Below are 19,047 nucleotides of genomic sequence, written 5' to 3' on the forward strand. Positions count from 1 at the left end.
CCACGGGCGTCAATCTCATGCAGCGCTCACAGGACGGGAATAGACACAAATCATGAATGAAACCGTGGTGCAGACTGCCATCGACGCAGCAACGGCCTGTGCGGACATCGCCCGCAAGACTGTCCTGCCCTATTTCCGAACCTCCCTGCGCGCGGACGCAAAATCCGATGACAGTCCCGTCACCATTGCCGACCGGCAGGCAGAACAGGCCATGCGAGACATTCTCACACAACGCCTGCCGGAACACGCCATTCTCGGTGAGGAAAATGGCATGAGCGGCGCGAACGGAGACTGGCTGTGGGTTCTCGATCCCATTGATGGTACCCGCGCCTTCCTGACCGGCCGCCCCACCTTCGGCACGCTCATTTCGCTCTTTCACAAGGGGCGTCCCGTGCTCGGGCTGATCGACCAGCCTGTGACCGGGGAGCGCTGGATTGGTGTTTCGGGACGACCCACGCAGTTCCTATCCGACCGTCTTCCCGGAGCCATCGGCACCCGCCCGTGCCTGCAGGCCTCTGAGGCCGAACTCTCCTGCACGGCACCCGAAATCATGACCGCCGATCATGCGCCGCGGTTTGCCAATCTGCAGAAGCACACCCGCCGCACGTCCTGGGGCGGAGACTGCTACGCTTACGGCCTCCTCGCCCTTGGGCAGATCGACGTCATTGCGGAATGCACCATGAATCCATGGGACTGGGGGGCGCTCGTTCCGGTTGTGGAAGGTGCGGGGGGCCGCATTACCGACTGGCAGGGACAGAGCCTGACCCTCGAAAGCGATGGCACGGTCCTGGCCTGCGGAGACGCAACCCTGCTTCCCGAACTTGTCCACCATCTTTCCTGAAACCCGCTGATCGGCTAGGGAGGGGGCCCCGGCGGACGTGGCGGCAGACATCAGCCGGGGCCGGTCTGGTCACGGCCAGATCTGGTGAACCAGTTTGAATTGAAACCGGAGCCTTCCGGTTCATGACCGGGACGGATTTATGGAAACGCAGTTCTCTCTCCCCAAGAACAAGATCCGCATTCTTCTTCTGGAAGGCATTCACGAAAGCGCCGCTTCCCATTTCGCCGCAGAAGGATATGCAGAGGTAACGCGGGTCAAGGGCGCCCTTGAAGGCGACGCGCTGAAGGAAGCCCTTCAGGGCGTGCACATGGTCGGTATCCGCAGCCGGACCCAGCTCACGCGCGAAATCCTTGAAGCCGCAGACCGCCTCATGGCCATCGGCTGCTTCTGCATCGGCACCAATCAGGTCGATCTGAATGCTGCCCGCATGCTGGGTATTCCGGTGTTCAACGCGCCTTTCAGCAACACCCGTTCCGTGGCCGAACTGGTCATGGGCGAGGTTGTTATGCTGCTCCGTCGCATCCCGTCGCGTTCGGAAGCCTGCCACAAGGGCGGCTGGGACAAATCCGCCACCAACGCCTGGGAAGTCCGCGGCAAAACGCTCGGTATCGTCGGCTATGGCTCCATCGGCTCGCAGCTTTCCGTCCTTGCCGAAGCTTTCGGCATGCGCGTCCTGTATTTCGACGTGATGCCTCGTCTGCCGCACGGCAATGCCATTGCTGTTCCGACTCTGCATGATCTGCTGGCCGAGTCCGACATCGTGAGCCTCCACGTCCCGCAGACTCCGGAAACCGATCTGCTGATCGGAGAAACAGAAATCCGGGCCATGAAGCCCAATTCCATCCTACTTAATAACGCACGCGGCAACGTCGTGGACCTCGACGCCCTCGCCGCGGCCCTGAAGGACGGCCATCTCATGGGCGCGGGCGTGGATGTATTCCCCGTGGAGCCCAAAAAGGCTGGGGAAGCGTTCAAATCCCCGCTCCAGGGTTTGGAGAATGTCATTCTCACGCCGCATATCGGCGGCTCCACCATGGAAGCGCAGGAGCGCATCGGCGTCGAAGTCGCGCGCAAACTGGTCGATTATTCCGACGTGGGGTCCACGATCGGGTCGGTCAACTTCCCCAGCGTCCAGCTTCCCGAGCGTCCGCGTGGCACGCGCTTCATGCATGTCCATGCCAACCGTCCCGGCATCATGCGACAGATCAACGATCTGTTCGCGGCGCAGAACTGCAACGTGACCGCCCAGTATCTCCAGACGGATGGCGAAGTGGGCTATGTCGTCGTCGAAGCCGAGTCGGAGGGCCCTGAGATGGACACGAAGCTTCTGGACGGCCTCAAGGCGCTTGACGGCACACTCCGTGCCCGTCTGCTCTACCAGCGTTCCTGACATCTTTTCCGTTAACCAACAGGAAATAATTTCGGGCTAGGATTTGTCTCATGACGAGTCCCAGCCCGCATGCACCTGCCCTCGCCCGTATCCAGAGCTTCGCCTTTTCGGGGATCGAAGCCGTTCCGGTCACGGTCGAGGTTCAGGTGTCCAGCGGCCTTCCGGCGTTTCTCGTTGTAGGGCTAGCGGACAAATCCGTCGGTGAGGCGCGCGAACGTGTCCGCGCCGCACTGACGGCCATGGGACTGGCGCTCCCACCCAAACGTATTCTCGTTAATCTCGTGCCCGCTGATCTTCTCAAGGAAGGCGCACATTTTGACCTTCCCATCGCGCTTGGCCTGCTCTGCGCCATGGGGATCCTGTCTTTCGAGGCAGTCTCGGCCTATGCCGCTGTCGGCGAACTCTCGCTGGATGGTCGGATCAATCCCGTTGCGGGCGTCCTTTCAGCCGCGATTGGCGCCGTCGCGGACGAACTCGGCCTGATCTGTCCGGCCGCGCAGGCTCTGGAAGCACGCTGGGGTAATGGTAGTACGGACGTTCTCGGGGCACCGACGCTCGCCACTCTCGTCTCCCATTTTCAGGGACAGCAGATCCTGCCCCCGGCACCGCCACCAACGGGACAGGTGATCGAATACGGCCCCGATCTGGCGGACGTCAAAGGCATGCTGCTTGGACGGCGCGCTCTGGAAATCGCTGCCGCAGGAGCGCATTCCATGCTCATGAGCGGACCGCCTGGTGCCGGAAAATCCATGCTCGCCAGCCGTCTGCCCGGTATTCTTCCCAATCTGACACGCGAAGAAGCCCTGGAAACAAGCCGCATTCACAGTGTCTCCGGCATTCTGCAGAACGGCAGGCTGGTCGTCCGGCCACCCTATCGCGCACCGCATCACAGCGCGAGCCTTCCCGCCATTGTGGGTGGTGGCGCGAAAGCCCGGCCCGGCGAGGTCAGCCTTGCCAATAATGGCGTCCTGTTCCTCGACGAACTTCCAGAATTCTCACGATCCTGTCTGGAGTCTCTGCGCCAGCCGATCGAAACCGGCAGCATTTCCATCGCCCGCGCGGCCCATCACACGACCTATCCCGCGCGCTTTCAATTCATTGCCGCCATGAACCCGTGTCGCTGCGGCTATCTGGGCGATCTGGAGCGAAGCTGCCGTAAGGCGCCGCGCTGTGGGGAAGACTATACGGCCAAGATTTCCGGCCCGATGCTCGACCGTATCGACCTGTGCGTGCAAATCGATCCGCTCTCCCCCATCGAGATCAGCCGCGCCCCGAAAGGTGAAACCAGCGCGACGGTTCGGGCCCGCGTGGAAATTGCCCGCAGGCGCCAGATTGTCCGTCAGGGCGTTCCCAATTCGCAGGTCTCCCCTGACGATCTCGACATGGACGACGACGCCCGGTCCATCGCTGAACAGGCGGCTGAAAAACTACGCCTGTCCAATCGCGGGATCACGCGCCTGATCCGCGTCTCCCGCACAATCGCCGATCTGGAAGGTACCCAGAGCATCCAGCGCCATCACGTCGCTGAAGCCCTGACTTTCCGCCGCCGCTAAGGTTCAGAACTGAAGGCCATCCAGTCCGCGTGCCAGATCGGTCTTCAGGTCCTCAACGTCTTCAAGTCCGATATGGAGGCGGAACGTCGCGGATGTCGGGCCGCCCTCACCCGTGACGCGCCGGATATGCCCGGTCGTTGGCAGGACAAGACTTTCATAACCGCCCCAGGATGCCCCGATCCCGAATAGGCTCAGCCCGTCGATCATCCGTTCGGTCGCCTCAATGGAAATGTCCGGCTGAAGCTCTACGCCGAACAGTCCACAGGCCCCCGTAAAATCCCGTTTCCAGAATTCATGCCCCGGGCAGTCCTGCAGTGCCGGATGCAGAACCCGCGCGACTTCAGGGCGCGTTTTGAGCCACTGCGCGATTTCCAGTGCCGAACGTGCCTGATGCGCCAGCCGCACGCCCATCGTCCGCAGTCCCCGCAGCGTCAACCAGCAGTCATCCGGACCTGCGCATTGTCCGAGCTGGATCGCCGCGTCACGCAGCGTTTTCCAATGCGCTTCGTCGTTGACCGTGACCGACCCCATGATGACGTCCGAATGCCCGGCGGGATATTTCGTCAGCGCCTGAATCGACACGTCCACGCCATGGACGAAGGGCTGAAACACGCCAATGCCCCAGGTGTTATCAAGCATCAGAAGTGCCCCAGCCTCATGCGCCACTTCGGCCAGCATCGGCACGTCCTGCACTTCAAACGTATGACTGCCCGGGCTTTCAGCGAACAGGACCTTCGTCTCTGGGCGTATAAGTGCTGTGATCTCGGCGCGTGAGGCCATGGGCGGATAATAGGTCGTCACCACGCCCAGCCGCTGAAGCATCGTCCCTGCAAAACGTCGCGTGGGGCCATACACCGAATCGGGCAGAAGCAGGTGATCGCCGCAGCCCAGAAACGCCAGAAGCGGCATCGTACACGCCGCCAGCCCCGAATTGACGACCTGCGTATGCGTCCCGCCTTCGATCAGGCTGAGCATTTCCTCAAGCTGGTGCTGGATCGGCGATCCCATCGCCCCGTACACCGCCTTGTGCGCGTGGCTGCGGCCGTCCGTCCTGTTCATGGCCTCCAGCGTCGGGAACAGGACGGTCGAACCCCGGCTGACCGGTGCGTTTACGAACGTTCCTGTTTCGGGAAGCTCATGCGAACGCCCTTCCCGCACCAGCATGGAGCCCATCCGGCTCCATCCCGCACTCACCCGCTGTTCCAGATCACTCATTCTTATGCCTCTCCCGTCACAACCGGCGCGTCGGGGTCGCTTCCCCATTCCGCCCAGGATCCATCATACAAAGCTGCGTCGCCATATCCCGCGATGGCCAGAGCCGCCACGATCGTTGCGGCTGTCAGACCCGAACCGCAGCTCGCAATAACGGAACGTCCTTCCGCACCTGCGAGGACCCGTTTCAGCTCGACGGTGGGCAGAAAGCAGCCATTTCCGTCCACAAGGCGCGTCCAGTCCATGCTCTGCGCGCCTGGCATGTGACCGCCACGCACACCCGGTCGGGGCTCAGGTACCGTCGCAGCAAAACGGCCCGCACTTCTTGCATCCAGCACCATCGCATCGGTCCGTTTCAGCGCCTGACGGACATCGCCCGAACCCGCCAGGAGCCCATAATGCGGACGGGGACGAAAAACTGCCGGTTCAATTACAGGTGGTGCACCACTTTCAACCGCACCGCCCGCCTTCACCCAGGCCTCAAGACCGCCATCCAGAATCCGCGCATTCCGATGCCCGAACAGCCGTGCAAGCCACCATCCACGACAGGCACCCACACTTCCACGCCCGTCATAAAACACGACCGGTATTTCCTCACTCACGCCTAGTTCACCCATCAGCCGGGCAAACCGTGCCGCGCCCGGCACCGTATGAGGGAGCGGACTCTCCGGATCGGCGAAAACGTCGATATCGAATCGGCGTGCACCGGGAAGGTACTGCGCGATAAACGCGGAATCGGGATCGCCCTTCTGCCCCGGCAAAAGCACGCTGGCATCAAGGGGAATGAACCGGCCGACCTCCGGGATCAGGGTCGCGGCATCAACAAGTGGCGAGATCGTCATGACCACACCATAGGTCGAGGGATGCGTCCGGCGCCAGAGCGTGCCAATGTGTCATTCCATGAGCACGCAGCCCACACCGTCATGCCATCCGTGTCGTCCCTTCGCCTTCGGATCGGGGCATATCCGCGCATGACGACCGAACGGATTATCCTAGGCTTGGTCCTGGCGGGAATCGCCTATGGATGCGGCATCATCCTGTGGCCGTTCCTTTCAGCCATCCTGTGGGCGGCAATTCTCGCCTTCACGACATGGCCGATCTATCGCCGCATGCGCCGCCATGTCCGCCCCGTTCTCGCAGCCCTTGCCATGATGGCCCTGAGCGCCCTGTTCATTCTGGTCCCGATGACGGTGCTGACAAGCGCGGGCATCAACGACATTCCCGGCACGATCTCGGAAATCGACACCCTGATCCTGCATGTCACCAGCGCCAATCCGCCTCCGGAGTGGATGAACCGCATTCCCATGGCAGGCCCGCATCTCGTCAATGCCTGGCACCATTTCAGCCATGATGTCGGTGCTTTTGCGACTGAAGTCCTGCGTCCTTATGCCGGACAGATCGCGCATCTCACCCTGACGGTCCTCCTGCGGCTCGCAAGCGGCCTCGCTGAACTCGTCATGGCGTTGTTCGTCGCCTTCTTCCTGTGGCTGAACGGCGATACGCTCGGCAATACCATTGCGGCCCTGATCGACCGCATCGCGGGTCCGCAGACCACGCCAAGGCTCATCAACATCATTGGCCGCACCGTACGCGGGACGGTCTATGGTATCCTCGGCACGGCGCTGATCCAGGGCGTGCTGACGGGAATCGGCCTGATGCTAGCAGGAGTGCCGTCTCCCGTTCTGCTAGCGGGCATCACCGCTTTCGTTGCAGTCTTCCCGATCGGCGCACCGCTGGTCTGGGTGCCGGCCGCCATCTGGCTGGGCATGACGCATCATGTCGGGCACGGACTGTTTCTCGCGATTTATGGCGTTCTCATCATCTCCGGCGCGGACCACATCATCCGTCCGGCCTTCATTGCGCGTGGCGCCCAGCTTCCCTATCTGCTGACCGTCCTCGGCGTTCTGGGGGGGATCGTGACCTTTGGCGGCGTAGGCATCTTCCTCGGTCCTGTCCTGCTGGCGGTCGGCTACACCCTGACCAGCGAATTCGCCGCCGGTCCCCATCACCGCGGGCGTAACCCTCTCTACCTGTCGGAGCCTCCGAAATGACGGCATTTCCTCAATCCGGAGCCTCTTTCAAAATCCTGAGCTGGAACCTCTATCGCTGGGAAGGCGCCTCGCTTGAGGACGTCCTGACCGTCATCCGCGCGGAAAATCCGGACATCGTCGTGATGCAGGAGGCGCAGGAGGCCGTGGACGAACTCCCCGAAATTCTCGGCGGCTATTATGACCGCATCCCGCTTCCCGGCCGTCCGCATGGCACAGCCTGCTGGAGCCGCCTGCCCTTCACGCGTCCGCCGTCATTCTGCCGCCTGCCGCGCGGCCTGCTGGTCAAACGCACGGCACAGCTTATTGATTTCGGCAGTTTTTCGCTCGCCAACGTTCATCTGTCTCACGGCCAGCTGCTCAACCGGCGGCAGCTTCGCAGCATCAGCACCAATATGCGCCACCGTGCCGTCATCATGGGCGATTTCAATCTGGTCGGCCCTGTTCTGCTTCCCGGATTTCTCGATGTCGGTCCGCAGGAAAAGACACATCGGATGCTGAACCATCTTCCCCTGCGGCTTGACCGATGCCTCGTGCGTGGACTGGCGCGCATGGAGGCACGCGCCCTGCCGCGCTTCGGCTCGGATCATCGCCCCATCTGCGTCACCCTGAGGCTGGGCGCCTGATATCTCTTACCTGACATCTCTTAGAGGTACGGCAGCAAAAGCCTGACGGCATTATTGCGCATCCGGATCAGGAACGGCTTGCTGTCCAGATCATGATGTGTCAGCCGGTTGCGACGATGCGTTTCCATGAATGTGGCCAGTTCTTTCGCCACGTCCCGGTCATAAATTTCCAGATTGATCTCAAAATTCAGCCGCAGGGAACGCATGTCGATATTCGCACTTCCGACAAAACTCCATTCATCATCCACGACCATCAGCTTGGAATGATTGAACGGCGGATCTGCCATCCAGACCCGGCACCCTGCATCCAGAAACTGCCGCAGATTGGCGTCCCGTGCATGATCTATCAGGGCGTGATTGCTGCTTTTCGGCACGACAATATCAATCACCACGCCCCGAAGAGCGGCAAGAACAAGCTCCGTCGAGAAACGGTCGTCCGGCAGGAAATAGGGCGTCATCACCCAGATATGGCTCCGCGCCAGTGAGAAAGCCTGCAACATCCCGTATTCGATCTTTTCCAGATCCGTATCTGGCCCGGAGGTGACAATCCGCATGGGGACGTCTCCCTGCGGTAACGGTTCAGGCAGATAACGCTCGCCCTGAAGTTCTTCGCCCGTCGTAAATGACCAGTCCCACGCGAAGGCAACTGCAAGCTGATGCACGATCGGCCCCTGAAGACGGAAATGCGTATCCGCCACCGGCAGTTTCGTCCGCAGGCGGAGCATGTTTTCTTCGCCGATGTTCAGGCCGCCCATGAAGCCGACCGTACCATCTACCACGAGGATTTTGCGGTGGTTGCGCAGGTTGATGAACGGCATGCGCCAGGGCCAGACCGAATGCATGAAGCGCGCGCAGGCAACCCCCTCACGCCGAAGGCGGCGCTCGATACCGCATCGGAAATACCCGCTCCCGATCCCATCCACCAGAACCCTGACCTCGACGCCGCGCCGTCTGGCCGCTACCAGCGCCTCCGCAAAACGCTGGCCGACTTTGTCGTCACGGAAAATATAGGAACACAGGATGATCGACGTCTTCGCCTGCCCGATCGCCTCCAGCATCACGGGATAGGCGTTATCTCCGTCATGCAGGCAGGTGATGGAGTTGCCCCGCATCAGGGGCCGTTCCGTCAGACGTCCCAGCATTTTTGAAAGTGGCGCCAGAGTGCCATCCACGGTCTGCCGGTACTGCGCCAGCGGGTCGCGCCCCTCCCACAGGTGACGGTTGACCATTTTCTGCGCCCGGCGTCGGACGCGATTGATGCCGAACATCAGATAGAGAACCGTACCCAGAAACGGCGCGATCCAGCAGATGCCGATCCATCCTGTGCAGGACGCCGTATTCCGCTTGTGCACGAGTGCATGAACCGTCACCAAAAGAGGAAGAGCCCAGCGCAGGATCTGCACAAGAATATGGAAAACAGTCCAGTGCAGCATAAATTTCCCTGTTATGGACGCCCGAACGAAGCACGAGCGACCGCCGTGCGGATAGTCTTTCGTCATCCTTTCGCAAAGATGATGGATGCGCCAGCCCCCGTCCTTGCGATAGGATCATCTTTCAGCCCGTCATCTGAAAAGGAGAGCGTCTTATGCAGCACCGCCCACAGCTCTTCTACACGACGGCTCCGGCCCCGTGCCCCTACCTGCCCGACCGCACAGAACGCAAGGTTCTGACCGAGCTGGCTGGCCCCGACGCCGTTGCCCTGCATAACCGTCTGTCACAGGCCGGCTTCCGCCGCAGCCATGCCATCGCCTACGCGCCGGTGTGTGTGGGTTGCCGCGCGTGTACGCCCATGCGCATTCCGGCCGCAACGTTCGCCCCGACCCGGACCCAGAAAAAAATCCGCAGCCGCCACGCTGATCTTATCGCCAACATGGTGCCTCCGGTTCCCACGGACGAGCAGTTCCGCCTGTTCGAGATGTATCAGGCCGTCCGCCATCCTGATGGCGACATGGCCCATATGTGCTGGCGCGATTATGCCGAGCTGATCGCCAACACGCCGGTCGAAACGTTTCTGGCCGAGTTCCGTCGTCCGGATGGCACGCTTGTCTGTGTCAGCCTGATTGACCGTCTCTCGGACGGACTGTCTGCGGTGTACACGTTCTATGACGTCAACGATCTGACGGCGTCGTGGGGGACGTTTTCGATCCTGTGGCTGATCGAACAGACCGCCCGGATGGGGCTGGAACACCTGTATCTGGGCTATTACGTCCCTGGCAGCCCAAAGATGGCCTACAAAGCCGCCTTCGGGCCAGCCGAAGTTTTTCGTGACGGTCACTGGAGCCTGTTGGGGAGCCTGCTGGCCGGGACACTCCCGGCCTGAGCAGGCCCCGGTTCATTTTCAGCCTTTGTTCCGCAGCATCCATTGGGGCGCAGCGCGGCCCACGGCGCCACGGCGGCCTTCAAGCGGTGTCAGATCTGCGGTCGGCCGGACCCGCTGGCCCTCCTGCCACAACAGACCCTCGGACAGTGTCAGGGTCCGCATGTCACGCAGCGTGCTGTCACCCAGCTTCTGGAACGCGACACCACCTCCACGGGTCATTTCCGGAACCTGTTCCAGCGGGAAGATCAGCGCCCGCTTGTTCTGCCCCAGCGTCAGGACATGCGTGCCACTGACCGGGATGCAGGCAAAAACCTCATCACCGTCCTTGACGTTGAAGACCTGCTTGCCCGTCCGCTTTTCCGCCACGAGGCCTGCTTCGGACACGATCATCCCACGCCCTGATACGGATGCGATCAGGCGGCGCCCCTCGTCCGAAACGGGGAACAGGGTCACAATCCGGTCTTCCTGCGGCACGTCAACCACGGTCCGGAACGGCTGCCCGAAGCCACGCCCGCGCGGCAGATCGGCCGCCTTGATCGTAAAAGCCTTACCGCTGCTGGAAATCAGGCACAGCCTGTCCGTGCTCTGACATTCCACAGAAAGCCAGGCCTCGTCGCCTTCCTTGAAGCGATGTCCCTGCGGGTCGAGACCGTGGCCCTTCATAGCCCGGATCCACCCCTCGCGGGACAGCAGAACCGTCAGAGGCTCACGGTCGATCTCCAGAGCCGCCGAAATATCCACCGGTTCCGGGGCTGCCGCAATCAGCGTACGCCGGTCCCCAAGCGGGCCGGAGCCGAACTTCTTGATGGTGCCATCCAGATCCTTGCAGATCCGGGTCCAGCGCCGACGCTCCGAACCCAGCAGCGTTTCAAGCGCCTTCTGCTCGTCGGCGAGCTTGTCCCGCTCCCGCCGGATTTCCATTTCCTCAAGCCGCCGCAGTGAACGCAGGCGCATGTTCAGCACGGCCTCGGCCTGAACATCCGTCAGGCTGAACGTTGCCATCAAGCTGACCTTGGGCTCGTCTTCCTCGCGGATAATGCGGATGACCTCGTCAAGGTTCAGATAAACCGCAAGGAAACCTTCAAGGATTTCCAGCCGTCGCAGCACCGCCGCCAGACGATGGTTCGACCGCCGCACCAGCACTTCGTGCACATGGTCCAGCCACGCCCGCAGAACCTCTTTCAGAGACAACACACCCGGAACGCGATCACCGCCCAAAACATTCATGTTCAGACTGAAACGGTTCTCAAGCGCCGTATTGCGGAACAGCGTCTCCATCAGGACTTCGGGCTCGACACCCTTGGTCTTGGGTTCCAGCACGAGGCGGATATCGGTCGTGCTCTCGTCCCGCACATCGCCCAGAAGCGGCAGTTTACGCTGTTCCATCAGGTCCGCGATCTGTTCGATCAGGCGCGATTTCTGCACCTGATACGGGATCTCGGTGACAATAATCATCCAGGTGCCGAAACGTCCCTGTTCGACTTCCCAGCGCGCGCGGGTCCGGAAACTCCCGCGTCCTGTTTCATAAGAGCGGATAATGGAGTCGCGCTCTTCCACCAGAATGCCACCCGTGGGGAAATCCGGCCCCGGCATCAGATCCACCAGCTCGGCGATCGTCACATCCGGCTTTTCGATCAGAAGCTTCGCGGCCCGGCAGATTTCAGCGGCATTATGGGGCGGAATGCTCGTCGCCATGCCCACGGCAATGCCTGCGGCACCATTGGCCAGCAGATTCGGGAACGTCCCCGGCAGCACGATCGGTTCGTGATCTTCGTTGTCGTATGTCGCGCGGAAATCGACCGCATCGTCCTGAATGCCGTCCAGCAGCGCCTGTGCGACTTCCGTCAGGCGGCTTTCCGTGTATCGCATGGCTGCCGCGCCATCACCGTCGATGGAGCCGAAATTGCCCTGCCCCTCGACCAGCGGGTATCGGACCGCAAAATCCTGCGCCAGACGCACCAGTGCCTCGTATACGGACGCATCGCCATGCGGATGGAATTTACCAATCACATCACCGACGACACGTGCACACTTTTTAAACCCTGATGTGGGATCAAGGCGTAACTGCTGCATCGCATAAAGGAGGCGGCGGTGGACCGGCTTCAGGCCATCACGCACGTCCGGAAGGGAACGCGACATGATTGTCGACATCGCATACGCAATATATCGCTCGCTCAGAGCCTCAGCGAGCTTGGTATCCTCGATATGACCCGCCAGATCCGTTCCCATGCTTCTCCCCTCTTTCGTGCAGGACTTAGACACTGGCATGCTCTTCTGTCCAGCGCTCTCCTCATCGGTATGGCCGCCTGCTCACCATACCGTCCGATCCAGAAAGCCGAGATGTCTCTCGCACTGGCAGGGTTTACGGCGCACCCGGCCGACACGACGGCACGCTGGGCGATGATGAACCTCCTGCCCCCCGACACGCTGGCCTATCGCATGCAGAACGGACAGCCGGTCCTGCTCTACGCCGACCCCATCGCGTGTGGTTGCGTCTATATGGGCGACAAAAGCGCCTATGCTGCCTACAGAGCCAGCCATCCGGTCGACCTTGCGCAGGAACAGCGCATGACAGCCGAGATTAATCAACATCCTGGCTGGGACTGGTCCGTCTGGGCGAGTACGGCCGACGTGGATGTCGTCAGCGGCCTGCGTCCCGGCCCCAGCCACGTTTCCTACTGAGCCGGGTCCGCGGCATTATCCGGACCAATCTGAAGCCGCTGCACATAATCGACCAGCCTCTCCCGCGCTGCCGGCAGGGGCTGATGCCGCACACCGAAGACCCAGCGCGACAGGAAATGCCCTGTCAGCGCAAGACCGTTTTTCCAGTCTTCAGGCGTCCCGTCATCGGCCTCATCCATCATCAACGCCGGCAACGGCAACAAACGGTCCCGCCACTCTCCTGCGGCATTCCGACTTACGGCGTGACCAGAGCGTGGCGACACGTACACCAGATCGTCCGCCGAACCTGTCACCGCACAGTCCGAAAGATCCAGTCCATAACCGAGCCCGGTCAGAAGCTGGCTTTCCCAGCGCAGATAGGCGCCCATTGGGGCCGGTTCCGGGGCTACACTGATCAGCGTCAGAAGCCGCACCAGCCGCATGAACAGTTCCGGATGCGCCTCGCCCTGTGGCAAGGCTCCGTCCACCAGGGCGCAGGCACTGCTCACCATCTCCAGCTGTAGCGGTGCATCCAGAATACGCCCTGCCACACATTGCACAGGCTCGGCTGTTAATGTGCCGAGCTGATCCGCCAGCCGCGCCCGCCAACGCGCCATAACCAGATTGCCCGTCTGCCACAGGGATGCCTGCCGACGCGAAGCACCGCCCCTCACCATTCCATGCGAGACGCCCTGCTCCTCGCTGAACAGATGGACCAGTGCACTGCCCTCGCCATAAGGCCGGACCGACAGAACCAGCGCCGCCGCTTCCCATTCCATCCCTGATCCTTCCAAAACGGCCAAAAACGAAAAAAGCCCCCGTACGCCAAAGCGCACAGGGGCCTTTCTACAGACTTTCACCTCCGACCTGAACCAGACAGACCCGGCTCAGGGCAGAAACGGAAAACCTTACTTGGTGCCAGCGGCAGCAGCGACTTCGGCAGCGAAGTCGTTCTCTTCCTTCTCGATGCCTTCACCGAGCTGGAAGCGCTCGAAACCGGCCAGCTTTGCGCCAGCCTTTTCGACGACCTTGGACACGCGGCTCTCGCCGTCCAGCACCCACACCTGCTCCAGAAGAACGACTTCTTCATAGAACTTGCGGATACGGCCTTCGACCATCTTCTCGATGATGGCTTCCGGCTTGCCGGACTCACGGGCCTGCTCGATCAGAACAGCGCGCTCGCGCTCCAGGGACTCCGGATCGACGCTGGCAACGTTCAGGGCAGCCGGACGGGTTGCCGCAACATGCATGCCGATCTGGCGACCCAGCGTCAGCAGCGCATCGGACTCGGACGGAGCTTCCAGAGCGGCGAGAACGCCGATCTTGCCAATGCCCGGGCGCAGTGCGCTGTGGACATAGCTGGCAACAACGCCGGACTCGACCGACAGGACCTTGGCCCGACGGATGGCCATGTTCTCGCCGATCGTGGCGATCAGGTGTGTCAGTTCGTCAGCAACCGTACGGCCGGACGGAACCTTTGCAGCCTTGATGGTGTCCAGATCGTCACCGACTTCGAGCGCAACATGAGCAACCTGCTCGACGAATGCCTGGAAGGCTTCGTTACGACCAACAAAGTCCGTCTCGGCGTTGACTTCAACCATGGCGGCGCGGTTCTTGGCGGACACAACGCCAACCAGACCTTCAGCCGTCGTGCGACCGGACTTCTTTGCAGCCTGGGACAGACCCTTCGTGCGCAGCCAGTCGATGGCGGCGTCCATGTCGCCGGCAGCTTCCGTCAGGGCCTTCTTGCAATCCATCATGCCTGCGCCAGTGGCTTCGCGCAGTTCGCGAACCAGGGCTGCTGTGATTTCTGCCATTTATCTCATCCCTCAAAAAAGATCATGCGGCCGGACGAACTCGCCCGGCCGCATGCCATGTTTCAGTTGCCGTTTTCCATGACCGGACCCCGGCAGTCTGTTCAGCCTGCGGAAGCGGGAGCTTCTGCGCCTTCAGCAGCGGCGGCTTCCAGAACAGCCGTCTCAGCCGGCAGTTCCTCGGCAGCACCGATGTCCTGACCTGAAGCAGCCATCTCGGCGGAAATGCCGTCGAGAACCGCGCCGGAAACCAGATCGCAATACAGGGTGATGGCGCGGATGGCGTCATCGTTACCCGGGATCGGATAGGTCACGCCGGCAGGGTTGGAGTTGCTGTCCAGAACGCCGATGACCGGAATGCCGAGCTTCGTGGCTTCTTCAATCGCCAGCTTTTCCTTGTTCGTGTCGATCACGAACAACAGGTCAGGCAGGCCGCCCATTTCCTTGATGCCACCGAGGGAACGCTCGAGCTTCTCGCGGTCACGCGTGATGTCGAGAACTTCCTTCTTCGTCAGACCAGCCGTGCCACCGGAGAGCATTTCGTCGATCTGGCGCAGACGCTTGATGGAACCCGTGATGGTCTTCCAGTTGGTTAGCATACCGCCGAGCCAGCGGTGATTGACATAGTACTGGCCGCAACGCTGTGCAGCTTCAGCAACATGGTCAGCCGCAGCGCGCTTGGTGCCAACGAACAGGACGCGACCGCCGTTTGCAACGGTGTCACGAACAACCTTCAGGGCGCGGTCCAGCATCGGGACCGTCTGCTGCAGGTCAATGATATGAACCTGGTTGCGCACACCGAACAGGTACGGCGCCATGGCCGGGTTCCAGCGACGGGTGTGGTGACCGAAATGAACGCCGGCTTCGAGCAGCTGGCGCATGGTGAAATCAGGCATTGCCATGATTCAGAATTCCTTGCGTCTGGTTGAACCTCCGCATGGCAACGTCCTTAAAATCAGGACACCAGAAAACCCGAGAGCCATGCGTGCGGATTGTTCCCATCGAGAGATCCCGATGAAGAACGGTCGCGATATGACGGAAAATCCTTGCGGACGCAAGGTCTGTCCGCAGGATTTCACACAGTATCCGCACACGGGATCAGACCTGTTGCGCCTTTTCGACGCCCCGGATTGTCCGTAGTCGTTCCGCCAGCCGGGGGGTCACGCGATACAGCCCCGGAATGGAGATTTCCACGTCCTGCGTCTCCTCAACGGACGGCAGGAGTTTCACCCGGCCAAAGCCGCCCTGAACTTCTTCGAGAAGAGCCGTGAGCTCGGACAGAGCGCTTTCCTGCTTCAGCCAGACCCTGATTTCAGAACGCTCTGCAGCGGCCGCAGCCTCGAGATCAATGACGCTCTGGGCTGTAATCCGCAGCGCATCCCCGTCAATCTTGAGTTCGGCATTCACCAGAATGGCCTGTCCGGCCACCAGCAGATCGCGGCAGGAAATCAGCGTTTCCGAGAAGAGCGTGACCTCACATCCTCCGCCGCTATCAGACAGATTGACCCAGGCCATCTTCTTGCCCGTCCGGGTTGGACGCTCCTTACGATCTACAACACACCCTGCGATTTTGACACGGGTAGTGCCTGTTTTTGCAGCATTTTCCAGAGCGTTAGATGGGGTGACCCCAAGCCTGCGCAACACGCTGCGATAGGCATCCAGCGGATGGGCACTCATGTGAAAACCGATAGCCGAAGCCTCAAGCGAAAGACGCTCGAAATCCGGCCACGGGCGACCTTCGTTCAGTCGCAGGATCTCGCGCTCCTGTCCCGCTCCACCAAAAAGTCCGGTCTGGCCCATTTTTTCTTCCTGCGCACGCGCCTGCGCGCGCCTCAGAAGAATGTCCGCACTGGCAAAAACAGTATGTCTGTCTTTAAGAAGACTGTCGAAAGCCCCTGCTTTTGCAAGACTTTCGATCTGGATCTTGTTCAGGCTCCGGGGATCACAGCGCTCTGAAAAATCCGTCAGATCCTGAAACGGACGATCCCCACGCGAAGCAACAACGCTTTCCATCGCCGCGGCTCCCACACGCTTGATCGCGGAAAGCGCATAGCGAATACCCTGCTGTCCGTCCCCCAGCATCTCGATGGAGAAATCCGACATAGATTTATTAATATCAACGGGTAACACGGGAATTTTCATCCGGCGTGCTTCCTGACACAGCGCCGCCAGTTTATCCGTCTTTTCCCGAGCCAGAGACATACAACCCGCAAGAAACGCTACAGGATGGTTCGCTTTCATCCAGGCCGTCTGATAGGATACCAGTGCATAAGCAGCCGCATGCGACTTGTTAAAGCCATAATCGGCAAAACGAGCCATAAGATCAAAGACTTCGACGGCTTTATCCTGCGGAATTCCTCGCGCCGTTGCACCTTCGGTAAAGATCGCGCGCTGCTTTTCCATTTCAGAGGCAATCTTCTTGCCCATCGCACGCCGCAGCAGATCAGCGCCACCTAAACTGTAGCCAGCCATCTTCTGCGCGATCTGCATGACCTGTTCCTGATAGACCATGATGCCATAGGTCTCTTCAAGAATATCGCGGATTTCCTCGTGCGGAGGCTCCCAGTGCTCTCCATGTTTGCGACGGCAGTAATCCGGAATATTGGCCATTGGCCCCGGACGATACAGCGACACACCCGCAATCAGATCTTCGAGCCTGCTGGCCGCCATCTGCTTGAGCATGTCCCGCATGCCTGCGCCTTCGAACTGGAACACGCCGGCCGTATCGCCTTTGGCCAGCATTTCGAAGGTTTTGGCATCATCCAGTGGAATGCGTGAGAGATCGACTGTAATGCCCTGTTCTTTAAGGAAATCCAGGCCACGTTTGAGGATCGTAAGTGTCGTCAGACCAAGAAAGTCGAACTTTACCAGACCGGCCTGCTCGACATATTTCATGTTGTACTGCGTAACGAGCATGTCGCTCTTCGGGTCACGGTACAGTGGGACAAGTTCCACCAGTTCTCGATCACCGATCACCACACCCGCAGCATGGGTGGAGGCATGACGGTACAGCCCTTCGAGTTGCAACGCGATTTCCATGAGACGCTTGAGCGACTCATCACTGTCGCGCATTTCCTGAAGCCGTGGCTCTCCATCAATCGCGTCCGAGAGCGACACGGGCTTGGCGGGATTGTTCGGGATCAGTTCGGCAACACGGTTGACCATGCCATAAGGCAATCCCAGAACACGGCCCACGTCCCGAACCGCCGCCTTGGCCTGAAGCTTACCGAACGTGATGATCTGCGCCACACGACTTCCGCCGTATTCCTCGCGCACATAACGGATCACCTCGTCGCGGCGATCCTGACAGAAATCGATATCGAAATCCGGCATCGAGACACGTTCGGGGTTCAGAAACCTTTCGAACAGCAGCCCGAACGGAATGGGATCGATATCCGTAATCGTCAGAGCATAGGCCACAAGTGACCCTGCGCCTGACCCACGCCCCGGACCGACCGGAATGTCGTGCGCTTTTGCCCACTGGATAAAGTCGGCAACGATCAGGAAGTAGCCGGGGAAACCCATCCCTGCGATAATATCGAGTTCAATCTGAAGACGTTCGGAATAAAGTCTGCGCTTTTCTTCATCCGCACTCACTGCTTCAAGACGCTTTTCGAGCCCTTCCCAGGCCATGGCCCGCAGAGTCTCTTCTTCCGTCGAGCCTTCCCGAACCTTCGGGCAGATTGGCAGAAGCGGCTTGCGCGTACAGGCAGCCACAGCGCATTTCCGGGCAATGATCAGCGTATTGTCGCATGCTTCCGGCAGATCATGAAAGACAGCCCGCATCTCCCCCGGGGTCTTGAACCAGGCCTGCGGAGACACATGCCAGCGATCATCTTCAGCAATGGTCCGCCCCTGTGCGATGCAGAGAAGAGCGTCATGGGCCTCATGCATTTCAGGCTTGGGAAAAAAGCATTCATTGGTCGCCACCAGAGGAATGTTCATCTCATCCGCCATCGGGATCAGAACGCTCTCGACTTCCTGTTCTCCAGCCTCTCCAAGCCGGTTCAGTTCGACCGCGATATTTCCCCGGAAAGCCTCTTCCAGCCGTGTCAGAAGCGCTTTTGCCTCAGACTTCTGCTCTTCAAGAATCAGTCTGTTGATCGGACCGCGATTGCCGCCCGTCAGCAGGAACAGCCCCGCCGCGTGCTGACAGAGAAATTCGACCGCAATGGAAGGATCGGCAGGATCTCCGTTCAGAAACCCTTCGGAGGACAGGATCTGAAGATTTGCGAGCCCTTCCTCATTCCGCGCCAGAATGACTAGGGGTTCTGAAACGGCTCCGGGTTTGGTCGAGCGCGCTGGAAGCGAAATCTGACAGCCCACGATAGGCTGCACCCCATTGCTCCGACAGTAGAGCGAAAATTCCAGCGCTCCGAAAAGATTGCCGCTATCCGTAAGGGCCACGGCTGGCATTGCGTTTTTGGCGGCCAGACTCACAAGTTCCGGAATCCGGATCGCCCCCTGACTCAGGGAATAGGCAGAGTGATTTCTGAGATGAACAAAATCGGCATGAGACATGCTACAAGTCTATCAGGGACGGGCATCAGATGCAGGGGTTTTTGAGACCTGACGCTCCGAT

The 19,047-nt window shown here is 60.4% G+C and carries 15 protein-coding genes; 7 read left to right on the plus strand and 8 right to left on the minus strand.

Annotation, left to right across the window (positions count from 1 at the left end; translation table 11 throughout):
* Positions 1-52 precede the first annotated feature (52 nt).
* The 3 genes from A0U94_RS07385 (at position 53) to A0U94_RS07395 (ending at position 3,784) form a co-directional block, all read left to right on the plus strand.
* Positions 53-841 carry an inositol monophosphatase family protein gene (locus tag A0U94_RS07385; protein ID WP_077802973.1) on the plus strand — a complete coding sequence of 263 codons (789 nt, stop codon included), beginning with the start codon at positions 53-55 and terminating at the stop codon, positions 839-841.
* 139 nt (positions 842-980) lie between these two features.
* A complete protein-coding gene (gene serA / locus A0U94_RS07390; protein WP_077802974.1) occupies positions 981-2,231 on the plus strand; it encodes a phosphoglycerate dehydrogenase in 1,251 nt (416 codons plus the stop codon).
* 50 nt (positions 2,232-2,281) lie between these two features.
* A complete protein-coding gene (locus A0U94_RS07395) occupies positions 2,282-3,784 on the plus strand; it encodes a YifB family Mg chelatase-like AAA ATPase (RefSeq protein WP_062031537.1) in 1,503 nt (500 codons plus the stop codon).
* A 3-nt stretch (positions 3,785-3,787) separates the two neighbouring features.
* On the opposite strand, the gene metC is transcribed toward A0U94_RS07395, so the two are convergent.
* Positions 3,788-4,999 (minus strand): cystathionine beta-lyase, encoded by a 1,212-nt coding sequence (gene metC, locus A0U94_RS07400; RefSeq protein WP_077802975.1) that lies wholly within the window; start codon positions 4,997-4,999, stop codon positions 3,788-3,790.
* 2 nt (positions 5,000-5,001) lie between these two features.
* The gene (locus tag A0U94_RS07405; RefSeq protein WP_077802976.1) at positions 5,002-5,838 is read right to left on the minus strand and encodes a sulfurtransferase; all 837 of its coding nucleotides are present in this window, start codon (positions 5,836-5,838) and stop codon (positions 5,002-5,004) included.
* A 129-nt stretch (positions 5,839-5,967) separates the two neighbouring features.
* On the opposite strand from A0U94_RS07405, the gene A0U94_RS07410 reads away from it, so the two are divergent.
* Both A0U94_RS07410 and A0U94_RS07415 read left to right on the plus strand, forming a co-directional pair.
* Entirely contained in the window at positions 5,968-7,047 is a 1,080-nt protein-coding gene (locus A0U94_RS07410) for an AI-2E family transporter (protein ID WP_062029721.1), read from the plus strand.
* Positions 7,044-7,670, plus strand: a complete 627-nt coding sequence (locus tag A0U94_RS07415; RefSeq protein ID WP_062029707.1) for an endonuclease/exonuclease/phosphatase family protein — start codon at positions 7,044-7,046, stop codon at positions 7,668-7,670. The genes A0U94_RS07410 and A0U94_RS07415 overlap by 4 nt, the downstream gene beginning before the upstream one ends.
* A gap of 20 nt (positions 7,671-7,690) precedes the next feature.
* On the opposite strand, the gene cls is transcribed toward A0U94_RS07415, so the two are convergent.
* Complete coding sequence (gene cls, locus A0U94_RS07420; RefSeq protein ID WP_077802977.1) at positions 7,691-9,103, minus strand: cardiolipin synthase; 1,413 nt, start codon at positions 9,101-9,103, stop codon at positions 7,691-7,693.
* A 152-nt stretch (positions 9,104-9,255) separates the two neighbouring features.
* Between cls and A0U94_RS07425 the strand changes: the two genes are divergently transcribed.
* Positions 9,256-9,990 (plus strand): arginyltransferase, encoded by a 735-nt coding sequence (locus tag A0U94_RS07425; protein ID WP_077802978.1) that lies wholly within the window; start codon positions 9,256-9,258, stop codon positions 9,988-9,990.
* Between the two features lie 18 nt (positions 9,991-10,008).
* Here A0U94_RS07425 and parC read toward each other — a convergent pair whose 3' ends face one another.
* Positions 10,009-12,219, minus strand: a complete 2,211-nt coding sequence (gene parC / locus A0U94_RS07430) for a DNA topoisomerase IV subunit A (RefSeq protein WP_077802979.1) — start codon at positions 12,217-12,219, stop codon at positions 10,009-10,011.
* On the opposite strand from parC, the gene A0U94_RS07435 reads away from it, so the two are divergent.
* Complete coding sequence (locus A0U94_RS07435; RefSeq protein ID WP_062029718.1) at positions 12,196-12,672, plus strand: hypothetical protein; 477 nt, start codon at positions 12,196-12,198, stop codon at positions 12,670-12,672. The two genes, parC and A0U94_RS07435, sit on opposite strands and share 24 nt — an antisense overlap.
* Here the strand turns inward: A0U94_RS07435 and recO are convergent.
* From recO to dnaE, 4 genes are all read right to left on the minus strand, one after another.
* The gene (gene recO / locus A0U94_RS07440) at positions 12,666-13,430 is read right to left on the minus strand and encodes a DNA repair protein RecO (RefSeq protein WP_077802980.1); all 765 of its coding nucleotides are present in this window, start codon (positions 13,428-13,430) and stop codon (positions 12,666-12,668) included. The two genes, A0U94_RS07435 and recO, sit on opposite strands and share 7 nt — an antisense overlap.
* Positions 13,431-13,559: 129 nt before the next feature.
* Positions 13,560-14,468 (minus strand): translation elongation factor Ts, encoded by a 909-nt coding sequence (tsf, locus tag A0U94_RS07445; RefSeq protein ID WP_062029699.1) that lies wholly within the window; start codon positions 14,466-14,468, stop codon positions 13,560-13,562.
* Positions 14,469-14,569: 101 nt separating this feature from the next.
* Entirely contained in the window at positions 14,570-15,367 is a 798-nt protein-coding gene (gene rpsB, locus A0U94_RS07450) for a 30S ribosomal protein S2 (RefSeq protein ID WP_062029697.1), read from the minus strand.
* 196 nt (positions 15,368-15,563) lie between these two features.
* Positions 15,564-18,986, minus strand: coding sequence for a DNA polymerase III subunit alpha (dnaE, locus tag A0U94_RS07455; RefSeq protein ID WP_077802981.1), 3,423 nt, complete (start codon positions 18,984-18,986; stop codon positions 15,564-15,566).
* Positions 18,987-19,047: the final 61 nt, after the last annotated feature.

This window comes from Gluconobacter albidus (assembly GCF_002005485.1).
Classification (GTDB): Bacteria; Pseudomonadota; Alphaproteobacteria; order Acetobacterales; family Acetobacteraceae; genus Gluconobacter; species Gluconobacter albidus.